General features: G+C 58.7%; 10 protein-coding genes. 3 read left to right on the forward strand and 7 right to left on the reverse strand.

Annotated elements, in window-relative coordinates; translation table 11 throughout:
• Positions 1-51 precede the first annotated feature (51 nt).
• From rpoD to rpsU, 3 genes are all read right to left on the reverse strand, one after another.
• Complete coding sequence (gene rpoD, locus QRN20_RS14370; RefSeq protein ID WP_029242330.1) at positions 52-1,902, reverse strand: RNA polymerase sigma factor RpoD; 1,851 nt, start codon at positions 1,900-1,902, stop codon at positions 52-54.
• A gap of 67 nt (positions 1,903-1,969) precedes the next feature.
• Complete coding sequence (dnaG, locus tag QRN20_RS14375) at positions 1,970-3,925, reverse strand: DNA primase (RefSeq protein WP_029242329.1); 1,956 nt, start codon at positions 3,923-3,925, stop codon at positions 1,970-1,972.
• 405 nt (positions 3,926-4,330) lie between these two features.
• Positions 4,331-4,546 (reverse strand): 30S ribosomal protein S21, encoded by a 216-nt coding sequence (rpsU, locus tag QRN20_RS14380; protein WP_002551877.1) that lies wholly within the window; start codon positions 4,544-4,546, stop codon positions 4,331-4,333.
• Positions 4,547-4,744: 198 nt separating this feature from the next.
• Between rpsU and tsaD the strand changes: the two genes are divergently transcribed.
• The gene (gene tsaD / locus QRN20_RS14385; protein ID WP_058431048.1) at positions 4,745-5,770 is read left to right on the forward strand and encodes a tRNA (adenosine(37)-N6)-threonylcarbamoyltransferase complex transferase subunit TsaD; all 1,026 of its coding nucleotides are present in this window, start codon (positions 4,745-4,747) and stop codon (positions 5,768-5,770) included.
• Positions 5,771-5,778: 8 nt separating this feature from the next.
• On the opposite strand, the gene plsY is transcribed toward tsaD, so the two are convergent.
• Positions 5,779-6,348: a glycerol-3-phosphate 1-O-acyltransferase PlsY gene (gene plsY, locus QRN20_RS14390; RefSeq protein WP_004887799.1), complete on the reverse strand. Its 570-nt coding sequence runs from the start codon at positions 6,346-6,348 to the stop codon at positions 5,779-5,781.
• A 74-nt stretch (positions 6,349-6,422) separates the two neighbouring features.
• Here plsY and folB point away from each other — a divergent pair, with 74 nt between their 5' ends.
• A complete protein-coding gene (gene folB / locus QRN20_RS14395; protein WP_004887801.1) occupies positions 6,423-6,776 on the forward strand; it encodes a dihydroneopterin aldolase in 354 nt (117 codons plus the stop codon).
• Entirely contained in the window at positions 6,767-7,294 is a 528-nt protein-coding gene (gene folK / locus QRN20_RS14400; protein ID WP_122413334.1) for a 2-amino-4-hydroxy-6-hydroxymethyldihydropteridine diphosphokinase, read from the forward strand. The genes folB and folK overlap by 10 nt, the downstream gene beginning before the upstream one ends.
• 409 nt (positions 7,295-7,703) lie before the next feature.
• On the opposite strand, the gene QRN20_RS14405 is transcribed toward folK, so the two are convergent.
• The 3 genes from QRN20_RS14405 to QRN20_RS14415 all read right to left on the reverse strand — a co-directional run bounded on the left by QRN20_RS14405 (position 7,704) and on the right by QRN20_RS14415 (position 11,863).
• Positions 7,704-8,936 (reverse strand): multifunctional CCA addition/repair protein, encoded by a 1,233-nt coding sequence (locus QRN20_RS14405; RefSeq protein WP_285360621.1) that lies wholly within the window; start codon positions 8,934-8,936, stop codon positions 7,704-7,706.
• A 96-nt stretch (positions 8,937-9,032) separates the two neighbouring features.
• Complete coding sequence (locus QRN20_RS14410) at positions 9,033-10,595, reverse strand: SpoVR family protein (RefSeq protein WP_004885328.1); 1,563 nt, start codon at positions 10,593-10,595, stop codon at positions 9,033-9,035.
• The gene (locus QRN20_RS14415; RefSeq protein ID WP_004885330.1) at positions 10,592-11,863 is read right to left on the reverse strand and encodes a YeaH/YhbH family protein; all 1,272 of its coding nucleotides are present in this window, start codon (positions 11,861-11,863) and stop codon (positions 10,592-10,594) included. Before QRN20_RS14415 ends, QRN20_RS14410 begins: the two co-directional genes overlap by 4 nt.
• Positions 11,864-11,928: the final 65 nt, after the last annotated feature.

The following is an 11,928-nucleotide window of genomic DNA, read 5'->3' on the forward strand; positions in this document are numbered from 1 at the left end:
AACCCCCGGCGGGCCGGGGGTTCTGTTTGAACGCATAGCGTGCTGCGCGTATTACTCGTCGAGGAACGAACGCAGGTGTTCGCTACGGGTCGGGTGACGCAGTTTACGCAGTGCCTTGGCTTCGATCTGACGGATCCGCTCGCGGGTCACGTCGAACTGTTTGCCAACTTCTTCCAGCGTGTGGTCGGTGTTCATGTCGATGCCGAAACGCATGCGCAGAACCTTGGCTTCACGAGCCGTGAGGCCCGACAGCACTTCGCGTGTCGCTTCTTTCAAGCTTTCGACCGTGGCGACATCGATTGGCGACTGCATGGTCGAGTCTTCGATGAAGTCACCCAGATGCGAATCTTCGTCGTCACCGATCGGGGTTTCCATGGAGATCGGCTCTTTGGCGATCTTCAGTACCTTGCGGATCTTGTCCTCAGGCATTTCCATGCGTTCGCCCAGCTCTTCCGGGGTCGGTTCGCGACCCATTTCCTGCAACATCTGGCGGGAAATACGGTTGAGCTTGTTGATCGTCTCGATCATGTGCACCGGAATACGGATGGTGCGTGCCTGGTCGGCAATCGAGCGAGTGATCGCCTGACGGATCCACCAGGTGGCATAAGTCGAGAACTTGTAACCACGACGGTATTCGAACTTGTCCACCGCCTTCATCAGACCGATGTTGCCTTCCTGGATCAGATCGAGGAATTGCAGACCGCGGTTGGTGTACTTCTTGGCAATGGAGATCACCAGACGAAGGTTCGCTTCAACCATCTCTTTCTTCGCGCGGCGGGCCTTGGCCTCACCGATCGACATGCGACGGTTGATGTCCTTGATCTCGGCAATCTTCAGGCCGGTTTCTTCTTCGAGCGCGGACAGCTTCTGCTGGCAACGCTGGATATCAGGCTGCAGGCGACCAATGGCTTCAGCGTATTTGCTCTTGCCCTTGGCCAGCGCATCGGTCCAGCTCTCGTCGACTTCGTTGCCAGGGAACTGGCGAAGGAAGTCGGCGCGCGGCATACGTGCATCACGTACACACAGCTGCATGATGGCGCGTTCCTGGGCACGCAGACGCTCGAGGGCACCACGCACACGCTCTACCAGACCTTCAAACTGCTTTGGAACCAGCTTGATTGGCATGAACAGTTCGGCGAGGGCAACCATTTCGGCAATGGCGTGCTTGTCTTCGCGACCTAACTTCTTCAGCGCCTTGCGGGTGATTTCCATCTGATCGGAGACAGCGCCGAAGCGCTGTGCAGCGACGACCGGATCCGGGCCGCTTTCGACTTCGTCTTCTTCATCGGAAGCGTCTGCCGATTCTTCCTCGTCGTCGTCGGTGCCTTCGGCCTTGGCGGCTTTGGGATCGACAGGCGGAGGCACTTCGGCGGGTGGCGCAATGCCGTCGTCCGGATCGATGTAACCGCTGAGAACGTCGGACAGGCGACCGCCTTCGCTCGTGACACGTGTGTATTCGGAAAGAATATGGTCAACCGTGCCAGGGAAGTGCGCAATTGCGCCCATCACTTCACGGATGCCTTCTTCGATACGTTTGGCGATTTCGATCTCGCCTTCACGGGTCAGGAGTTCAACGGTACCCATTTCACGCATGTACATGCGAACGGGATCGGTGGTACGACCGATGTCGGTTTCGACCGCTGCCAATGCTGCGGCCGCTTCTTCTGCGGCTGCCTCATCGGTATCGGCGTCGGCCAGCATCAAGGCGTCCGCATCCGGAGCACTCTCGTGTACCGGGATCCCCATGTCGTTGATCATGCGGATGATGTCTTCCACCTGCTCAGGATCTGAAATATCCTCGGGCAGGTGGTCGTTGACCTCTGCGTAAGTCAGATACTTCTGCTCACGACCCAGGGTGATCAACTCTTTGATACGAGACTGCTGTTGCGCTTTTCCGGACATAACACCCTATCCACTGAAGGTCTTGGCGGGCAAAAAACAAGCCGAGGATTATACCCGAGCTATGACCTCACGCGCCAGTTGAGGTCGGGGTTTGTGCAGGAACATTGCGATTTAGCAGGTCCCGAAGCTGAATTTTCTCTTCTGCACTCAGTTCGGTTTGACGTGCTTTGCTGATCAGATGTTCCAGGCTACGCTCGCGTTGGCGAGCGGATAAGCTAGTTATAGTGTCGAAAAACTGTTGTTCAAGGTTATCGGCCTCGATCAACCATTCCTTTTCGGCCAGCGCGCGCAGCAAACGGCCCTGTTCGGTTCCATGCCACCGCGCTATCAACTGTAACGACCGAAGATTGGGATTCTTTTGCCGGGCTTCAATAAGAGAAACCAATAATTGAGCCTGAGACTGGTCTTCTGCCGCGAAATGGCTGGCATTTTCGACTTTCTCGGCCAGTTCGGGGTGGTGCAGTAATGTTCTGAGTGCGGCCTGCATCGGTGGTTCAACCGCTGTTGGCACACGTGGCGCGCGCGGTTCGAAGTCCCCACGCTTGCCTTTTTTGTCCCAGGGTTTCTTTTCCCATTTTTTCTGATTCGGACCGCCGGTTTTCTTCGGCGTCCAGTCCTGCTGCGCTTCATAACCGCCCTGTGGCTGGTAGTCGGCAAAATCAGGCATCGCGTCATAATCGACATACGGGTCGTAGCTGGGCGGCGCTTCCGAGGGTGCGCTCTGCACCAGCTGGCTGACCGCTTCACCGCTCAGGCCGGTGATTTCGGTCAGGCGCTGACGCATCAGGGTCTTGAGGTTCGCGCCGGGCACCTTGTCGATCAGCGGAGCGGCGAGGGTGGCCATATGAGCCTTGCCCTCGAGCGAGCGCGGGTCGGCTTCCTTGGTCAGTTGCTCGAAGAAGTAATCCGCCAGCGGCTGCGCGTGCTGGTTGATGCGCGCCCTGAATGCGTCGGTGCCTTCCGAGCGCACCAAGGTGTCCGGGTCCTCGCCTTCGGGCAGAAACAGAAAGCGTGCCCGCCTTCCGTCCTGCAGGCTCGACAGTGTCGCTTCAAGCGCTCGCCAGGCGGCGTTGCGGCCTGCCTGGTCGCCGTCGAAGCAGAACAGCACGTTGGGCACGACCCTGAACAGACGCTTCAGGTGTTCTTCGCTGGTGGCTGTACCCAGCGTTGCCACCGCGTTGCGCAGCCCTTGCTGAGCCAGCGCGATGACGTCCATGTAACCCTCGACGACGATGATTTCATCGAGGTTGCGGTTGTACTTGCGGGCTTCGAACAGGCCGTAAAGCTCCTGGCCTTTATGGAAGACCGGTGTTTCCGGCGAGTTCAGGTATTTGGGTTTGTCGTCGCCCAGTACCCGGCCGCCAAACGCGATGACCCGCCCGCGCGAGTCGCGAATCGGAAACATCACCCGATCACGGAAGCGGTCATAGCGCTTGCCGGTTTCTGCGTTTTCGATCAGCAGGCCGGCGTCGATCATCACTTTTTGCTGCAGGGTATCGCTGCTCAAGTGTTTGTACAGGTTGTCCCAGCCCGGCGGAGCGAAGCCGAGGCCGAAGTCCCGCGCGATCTCGCCTGACAGGCCGCGGCCCTTGAGGTAGTCCACCGCGGCTCTGCGCGTCGGATGGTTCTTCAGGGCCTGACGGTAAAATTCTGCGGCGGCAGTCAGCAGCGGGTAGAGCGGCGAATCGGTGGGCTGGCGCGGCTTCTGACCTTTGACGCCCTGCTCGCGGGGCACTTCCATACCGGCGGCTTTGGCGAGGTCCTCGACGGCCTGGGGAAAATCCAGGTTGTCGTGGTCCATGATGAAGCCAAGGGCGTTGCCACCCGCGCCGCAGCCAAAGCAGTAATAAAACTGTTTGTCCGGGCTGACGCTGAAAGAGGGTGTTTTCTCTTTGTGAAACGGGCAGCAGGCGCTGAAGTTCTTCCCGGTTTTCTTGAGCTGCACACGCGAGCTGACCACGTCGACGATGTCGGTACGGTTCAGAAGGTCGTCGATGAAGCTCTGGGGAATCAGCCCGGCCATGGCATTCTCATATCAAGCGTGTCGCGAAATTATCGTGGTGACTCTACGAGCGTTCCGTCGGCCTGTCAGCCGCCTTTTTGAAAGGCACTGCAACAAGCGGGCACGTCTTGGCATCCGAAGGTCGGTGCTTGGGTATGAAAAGGGATTTTCATATGCACGAGACGCTGCCTTGGCTGAGCTTCTTGCGAAGTCATCAAGGCATACTCGTCTTGTCCATTGATCGATGTGCTGCCCGAGAGGGCATGACCAATGTTGCCTGTAAGCAGGCGGGACGTGCTTGACTGAAGCCCGGGTCGCATGTGCTGCCTTGGCTGCTCGGTCAATCTAGCGTGATGCTATAACTGCAACTGCCGACAGCCCGACTGTAAGGCCGGGCAAGGCAGAAGCTTTCGACGTAAGTCTGTATTAGTACAGACGAACGGCGCGGCGCTGCTCGCGCTGAACTTTCTTGGCGTGACGTTTGACAGCAGCAGCTGCCTTACGCTTACGCTCGGAAGTCGGCTTCTCGTAAAATTCGCGGCTACGAACTTCAGCCAGAACACCGGCTTTTTCGCAGGAGCGCTTGAAACGACGCAGAGCTACGTCGAAGGGTTCGTTCTCTTTAACTTTGACGGCTGGCATCCAGAGCTACCTTCATTCATTACCGGGGTCAACGCTTCGTGCAAACACTGCACAAAAGTACGTCGGTTTTTAAGGGTTGCGGATGTTAACCCCTCATTGAGAGGAATGCAAAGCCTCTGATCGAAAACCGCTGGTCGGCACCTCGGTCGGCGACTATTATGCGCGCCTTCGAATCTGCCCCCTACAAGGCGCAAACCCATGCTAGTACTGGGATTAGAAACGTCCTGCGATGAAACCGGCGTCGCGCTTTACGACAGTGAGCGCGGTTTGCTGGCCGATGCATTATTCAGTCAGATCGACCTGCACCGTGCTTATGGCGGCGTGGTGCCGGAGCTGGCTTCGCGTGATCACGTCAAGCGCATGCTGCCCCTGATTCGCCAGACGCTGGCCGAGGCCGACTGCGTCGCAACCGACATCGACGCCATTGCCTACACCGCAGGGCCGGGACTTGTGGGCGCTCTTCTGGTCGGTGCGTCCTGCGCACAGGCCCTGGCGTTCGCCTGGGACATTCCGGCGTTGGGCGTGCACCACATGGAAGGCCATCTGTTGGCCCCGATGCTGGAAGAAAATCCACCCGAGTTTCCGTTCGTCGCTTTGTTGGTGTCCGGCGGCCACACGCAGCTGGTTCGTGTCGATGGCATCGGCCAATACGAGTTGCTGGGCGAGACGCTCGATGACGCGGCAGGCGAAGCGTTCGATAAGACCGCCAAGATGATGGGCCTGCAATACCCCGGCGGTCCGGAGATTTCCAGACTGGCGACTCAGGGTCTGGCGGGGCGCTTCACGTTTCCGCGGCCGATGACGGATCGTCCTGGCCTGATGTTCAGCTTCAGCGGTCTGAAAACGTCTGCACTCAACACCTGGCAGCAGTGCCAGAGTGCCGGGGACGACAGCGAGCAAACCCGTTGCGACATCGCTCTGGCCTTCCAGCAGGCGGTAGTGGAGACTTTGACCATCAAGTGCAAGCGCGCGCTCAAGCAGACGGGCCTCAAGAGCCTGGTCATCGCGGGCGGTGTCAGCGCCAACAAGGCGCTTCGTCAGTCGCTGGAGAGCATGCTGGGCGATCTGCGCGGGCAAGTGTTTTATGCGCGTCCCGAGTTCTGCACCGACAACGGCGCGATGATCGCCTATGCGGGCTGTCAGCGTTTGCAGGCAGGCCAGAAGGAAGACCTGAGCATCAGCGTGCAGGCGCGCTGGCCAATGGAGCAACTGTCGGGGCTGTAATACACCGATCAGAAATGCCGTTCGCGCCCGGCGAGCAGGTCGCGTAGATTGCCGCGATGTCGCCAGACGATCAGCAGTGTCAGGACGCTCATGGGCAGCAATGCCCGAGGTTCCTGCCAGGCCAGCAATGGCAGTGTGAGGGGTGTGGCGATCAGCGCGGCCAGCGAGCTGGTGCGGGTCAGGCGGAACGTCAGCAGCCAGGCGGCGATGGCCAGTGCGGCAGCGGGAAGATAAAGACCTAGCAGCACGCCGGCAGCCGTGGCGACACCTTTACCACCGCGAAAGCGGAAGTACAGCGGGAACAGATGGCCCAGTACGGCGCACACGCCGATCCAGCCCTGTTGCGAAGGATCAAGCCCCCAGGCGCTGGCGATCAGTACCGGGACCAGACCTTTGCACAGATCGCCGATCAGCGTGAGGATGGCCATTTTTTTACCAGCCAGACGCAGCATGTTGGTCGCGCCTGCGTTGCCTGAACCGCTTTCACGCGGGTCGGGACCGCCGTTGAGGCGACTGAGCAGGATGGCGAAGGACAGTGAGCCGAGCAGGTAGGCGAAGGTCGCCAGTAACCAAAACATGCTAACCATTCCGGGCGAGGATGCCCTGATTCTAACGGCGCATCGCGCCCTTGTCGTGCAGTGGAGAGTAGTGCTTGGACAGAGTTTTCATTCAGGGTCTTGAGGTCGATACCGTGATCGGCGCGTACGACTGGGAGCGCGGCATTCGTCAGTGCCTGCGTCTTGACCTGAGTTTTGCCTGGGACAACCGACCTGCGGCCGCGGGTGATGACCTGAGCAAGGCACTCGACTACGCCAGTGTTTCGACCCGCATCCAGGCCTTTGCCGAGCAGGCGCAGTTTCAGTTGGTCGAGACGTTTGCCGAGCGCCTGGCCGAGGTGCTGATGGCTGAATTCAATATCCCCTGGCTGCACCTGAGGCTGACCAAGCCCGGTGCGGTCGCTGCCGCTGCCGGTGTGGGCGTGGAGATCGAGCGCGGATGTCGCTGACGCGGATTTTCCTCGGGCTCGGCAGTAACATCGAGCGCGAAAGGCACCTGCATGCCGGGCTTGATGCGCTGGACAGCTTCCTGAGTGAGTTGAGCTGTTCGCCCGTATTCGAGAGTCATCCGGTGGGCATCAAGAGCGGCCCGTTTTTCAATCTGGTGGTGTCGGCGCTGACCGATTTGCCGTTGATGGAGCTGGATCGCCGTCTGAAATTCATCGAGGCCGACAACGGCCGCTACGCCCCGGACCGCAAGGGACTGCCGCTTGACATTGACGTGCTGCTGTATGGCGAGCAGGTCGGTAATTTCGACGGGCTGATTCTGCCCCGGGCTGAAATTCTCAAGAACGCCTTCGTATTGTGGCCATTATCGCTGATCGCTCCGGATCGTCTGCACCCAGGTGTCGGCGTGCCATTCAGCACGTTGTGGGCTGACGCGCAGATTGATCAGCAGCTGTGGCCTGTGGCGTTCGAGTGGAAAGGCCAGGCGCTGACGCCTGCGGAGCTGCTCAAGGGCTTATGATCGTGCCCACGCGCTCGGCGTTATACATAAGTCCGCTTCAACACTGATCGTGCCCATCGCTCTGCGTGGGCATGCCTCCCGTGACGCTCCGCGTCACAAATGGCACAGACTGAGGATTCATTAAGCCGAGCGCATGACGTGGATAACGCTGGAGCTTGGGCACACATCTGCGCCACATTCCAGAGCGGACGCGGAGCGTCCTGGGAGGCATTCCCACGCAGAGCGTAGGAACGATCAGCATGATCTCAAGCACGCCGATCATGCCCAAGCTTGTGCTCAGCGTTATACCCGAGTCTTGCTACGACCAAGGGGTATGCATTCAGTCAGTCACTTTCGTTTAGGCCCCCGTTTTGCGCGGCTTGCGGACTTGTGTATAACGATGAGCGCTGGAGCCTAGGAATCGATCGACTTACCTATTGCCATACTCCGCTTTGTACACTTTCAGCGCATCCAGTCGCGCATTTTTCAGGGCGTTGCCCAGTTCCTGACCCTGCAAGCCTTTCTCGAGCAGCGGCTGTACAGACACCGCTCGTGCCGCTTCTGCGGCACCGCGCAGGTACTCCGCCTGTGGATAACTGCGCTGCTCGAAACCATGACGGCCTCGTGCATCCATCTCGCACGCGGCGATGAATTCCTCGAAGCGCTGCGGCCTGCGGTACACGTCGAAGCTGTGCAGCAGTTCCAGCACAGTGGAGGGCTTGAGTTCCAGCGCCCGATGTCCTTGTGTGTGGTACTGGCCGACCAGCAACGCCAATTCCTGACACTCCCTCGGTACCCGGAAGCGTTCGTTGACAGCCTTGATCAGGCGCAAGCCGGTGTGCTCGTGGGCGATGTGTCTTGGCCATTCCGACTCCGGGGTCAGCCCTTTGCCCAGATCATGAAGCAGGCAGGCCCAACGCACGCTCAACGGATGCTCGTGAAGGGCAGCCTGCTCCAGCACACTCAGTACATGCACGCCGGTGTCGATTTCAGGGTGATGCGCGGCTGGCTGAGGTACGCCGAACAGGTCCTCTACTTCGGGCATCAGTTCTTTCAGCGCGCCACACTCATGCAGCACCTCGATGAACACCTGTGGTTGTTTTTCCATCAGGGCGCGAGAGATTTCCTTCCAGCTGCGCTCGGGTGTCAACGCCTTGAGCTCGCCGGATTCACTCAGTTGCCGCATCAGGCCCAGCGTCTCGGGAGCGATGCTGAAACCATGCGGCGCATAACGAGCGGCGAAACGGGCAACGCGCAGTACACGCAGGGGATCTTCGGCGAACGCGGGGGAAATGTGACGCAAAATGCGCGCTTCTAGGTCCTGCTGGCCGTGATAGGGGTCGGTCAGGTTGCCGTCCTTGTCTTCGGCCATCGCGTTGATGGTGAGGTCGCGACGGATCAGGTCCTGCTCGAGCGTAACGTCAGGGCTCGCATGAAAAACAAAGCCGCCATACCCCACGCCACTTTTGCGCTCAGTGCGTGCCAGCGCATATTCCTCGCCCGTCAGCGGGTGGAGAAATACCGGAAAATCGGTGCCGACCGGACGATAGCCCTTGACCAGCATGTCTTCAGCCGACGCGCCGACGACCACCCAGTCGATATCGGTGACGGGTAAACCCAGGAGGCGGTCGCGTACGGCGCCGCCCACTTTAAAAATCTGCATAAAAAACCTCCGTAAGCGCGACAGGATAAACCTTGCGTCGTCCTTACGGAGGCTAAAACCGAACGATGACCGGTTTAAGCTTCACGCCTTCAGGATTTAGAGGTGTACAACCGCCAAATCGAGCCGGGGATATTCACTGTCGGCGTGCTCGCCTCTCGGTGGTACATGGTGGGTTTTCACGATCTGATCGCCCTGCAGGGTTTCCAGATGGATGTCGAACCCCCACAGGCGATGCAAGTGCTTGAGCACTTCATCGGTGGAGTCGCCCAGCGGTTTGCGGTTGTGCTGCTGATGACGCAGGGTCAGCGAACGGTCTCCGCGCCGGTCGATGCTGTAGATCTGGATGTTGGGCTCGCGGTTACCCAGGTTGTACTGCGCGGCCAGTATTTCGCGAATGGTGCGGTAGCCGTTCTCGTCATGGATGGCCGGGACCAGCAGATCATCTTTCAGGTCGTCGTCCATGATGCTGAACAGTTTGAGGTCGCGTATGACCTTGGGCGAGAGGTACTGAAGGATGAAGCTCTCGTCCTTGAAGCTGCTCATCGCGAACTTGATCGCGGTCAGCCAGTCAGTGCCGGCAATCTCCGGAAACCACTGACGGTCTTCTTCGGTCGGGTGCTCGCACATCCGGCGGATGTCCTGATACATCGCAAAGCCCAGCGTGTAAGGGTTAATGCCGCTGTAGTAGGGGCTGTCGAAGCCGGGTTGATAAATGACGCTGGTATGCGACTGCAGAAACTCCATCATGAAGCCATCGGTGACCAGGCCTTCGTCATACAGATCATTCATCAGCGTGTAATGCCAGAACGTGGCCCAGCCTTCATTCATCACCTGGGTCTGACGCTGAGGGTAGAAGTACTGCGCAATCTTGCGCACGATGCGCACCACTTCGCGCTGCCAGGGCTCCAGCAGCGGCGCGTGTTTCTCGATGAAGTAGAGAATGTTTTCCTGAGGCTCGGCAGGGAAGCGTGCATTGTCTTCCTTGCCGCCTTCCTTCGCACTTTTCGGGATGGTGCGCCACAGGTCATTGATCTGGCGCTGCAGGTGCTCTTCCCGATCCTTCTGCCGACGCCGCTCCTCTTCCGCCGAAATCGGATACGGACGCTTGTAGCGGTCCACGCCGTAGTTCATCAGCGCATGGCAGGAGTCGAGCAGGTCTTCCACGGCGTCGATGCCATGGCGTTCCTCGCACTGCATGATGTACTGCTTGGCGAACACCAGGTAATCGATGATCGAACTGGCATCGGTCCAGGTGCGGAACAGGTAGTTGCCCTTGAAAAAACTGTTGTGGCCATAGCAGGCATGAGCGACCACCAGCGCCTGCATGCAGATGGTGTTTTCTTCCATCAGGTAAGCGATGCAGGGGTCGGAGTTGATGACGATTTCGTACGCCAGACCCATCTGGCCGCGCGTATAGGATTTTTCAGTGCTGAGGAAGTGTTTGCCGTAGGACCAGTGGTGGTAGCCCAACGGCATGCCGACCGAGGCATAGGCGTCCATCATCTGCTCGGCGGTGATCACTTCGATCTGGTTGGGATAAGTGTCCAGCGCATAACGATCAGCGATACGGCTGATTTCGCGGTCGTAGGTCTGGATCAGTTCGAACGTCCACTCTGACCCCGTGGAAATGGGTTGGCGTTTCTGCTCTCTGGCGGTCATGACACTAACCTTCGCTGGAAGAGTTCGCGGAATACCGGATAGATATCACCGGCAGAGACAAGCTGCTGCTGGGCGAACGTGTCGGCATATTCCTCTCCGATGCGCTCATATTCATACCAAAGTGCCTGATGTTCGCGCGGCGTGATCTCCACATAGGTGTAGTACTGCACGAACGGCATGATCTGCTTGGTCAGGATGTCGCGGCAAATCGGCGAGTCATCGTTCCAGTTGTCGCCGTCGGAAGCCTGGGCCGCGTAGATATTCCATTCACTGCTCGGATAACGCTCGGCCATGATTTCCTGCATCAGTTTCAGGGCGCTGGAGACGATGGTGCCGCCGGTTTCCCGTGAATAGAAAAATTCTTCCTCGTCCACTTCGCGCGCACTGGTGTGGTGGCGAATGAACACGACTTCGATCTTGTCGTAGTTACGCTTGAGGAACAGATACAGCAGGATGAAAAAGCGTTTGGCGATGTCCTTGGTCGCTTGCGTCATGGAGCCAGAGACGTCCATCAGGCAGAACATCACGGCCTTGGAGCTGGGGTTGGGCTGCTTGACCAGCAGGTTGTATTTGAGGTCGAAGGTGTCCAGATACGGCACACGACGAATGCGTGCCTTCAGGCGTTCGATCTCCACCTCAAGCGCTTGAATATCTCCGAAATTGTCGGGTTCTTCGCGCTTCATGCGCTCAAGTTCGCTGTTGGCTTCCTTGAGTTTTGCCCGGCTGCTGCCCGACAGCGCGATGCGCCGCGCGTGGGCTGAACGCAGCGTACGAATGATGTTGATGCGTGAAGGATTGCCTTCGTTACTGATCCCCGCGCGCACGGTCTTGAAGGTGTCCGTGCCGGTCAGGTTGCGTTTGACCAGATTGGGCAGCTCCAGGTCCTCGAACATGAATTCGAGAAATTCTTCCTGGGTGATCTGGAACACGAACTCATCCATGCCTTCGCCGGAATTGCTCGCCTTGCCAGGCCCTTTGCCGCCACCGCCGCCTTGCGGCCTGGCGATGTGCTCGCCGGTGGTGAATTCCTTGTTACCAGGGTGAACGACGGTCTGTTTGCCGCCACGTCCGTGGTGGAGCACAGGCTCGTCGATGTCTCGACCGGGAATACTGATCTGCTCGCCATGCTCCATATCGGTAATGGAGCGGCGGCTGACAGCTTCTTCCACGGCCTTCTTGATGTGGTCACGATAACGCCGCAGAAACCGTTGCCGGTTTACCGTGCTCTTGTTCTTGCCGTTGAGACGTCGGTCAATCACATAGCTCATAGGCCCTCCGGGCAGCTTCAAGTTGCAAGCTTCAAGCCGTGAGGCTGAAGCTTAAAAGCAAGCGC

This window comes from Pseudomonas sp. fls2-241-TYG-175 (assembly GCF_030209155.1).
Taxonomy (GTDB): Bacteria; Pseudomonadota; Gammaproteobacteria; order Pseudomonadales; family Pseudomonadaceae; genus Aquipseudomonas; species Aquipseudomonas viridiflava.

Bases quoted from the DNA above. Each gene is read 5' to 3' on its own strand.
- rpoD (WP_029242330.1), bottom strand. From the start codon at position 1,902: ATGTCCGGAAAAGCGCAACAGCAGTCTCGTATCAAAGAGTTGATCACC.
- dnaG (WP_029242329.1), bottom strand. From the start codon at position 3,925: ATGGCCGGGCTGATTCCCCAGAGCTTCATCGACGACCTTCTGAACCGT.
- rpsU (WP_002551877.1), bottom strand. From the start codon at position 4,546: ATGCCAGCCGTCAAAGTTAAAGAGAACGAACCCTTCGACGTAGCTCTG.
- tsaD (WP_058431048.1), top strand. From the start codon at position 4,745: ATGCTAGTACTGGGATTAGAAACGTCCTGCGATGAAACCGGCGTCGCG.
- plsY (WP_004887799.1), bottom strand. From the start codon at position 6,348: ATGTTTTGGTTACTGGCGACCTTCGCCTACCTGCTCGGCTCACTGTCC.
- folK (WP_122413334.1), top strand. From the start codon at position 6,767: ATGTCGCTGACGCGGATTTTCCTCGGGCTCGGCAGTAACATCGAGCGC.
- QRN20_RS14405 (WP_285360621.1), bottom strand. From the start codon at position 8,936: ATGCAGATTTTTAAAGTGGGCGGCGCCGTACGCGACCGCCTCCTGGGT.
- QRN20_RS14410 (WP_004885328.1), bottom strand. From the start codon at position 10,595: ATGACCGCCAGAGAGCAGAAACGCCAACCCATTTCCACGGGGTCAGAG.
- QRN20_RS14415 (WP_004885330.1), bottom strand. From the start codon at position 11,863: ATGAGCTATGTGATTGACCGACGTCTCAACGGCAAGAACAAGAGCACG.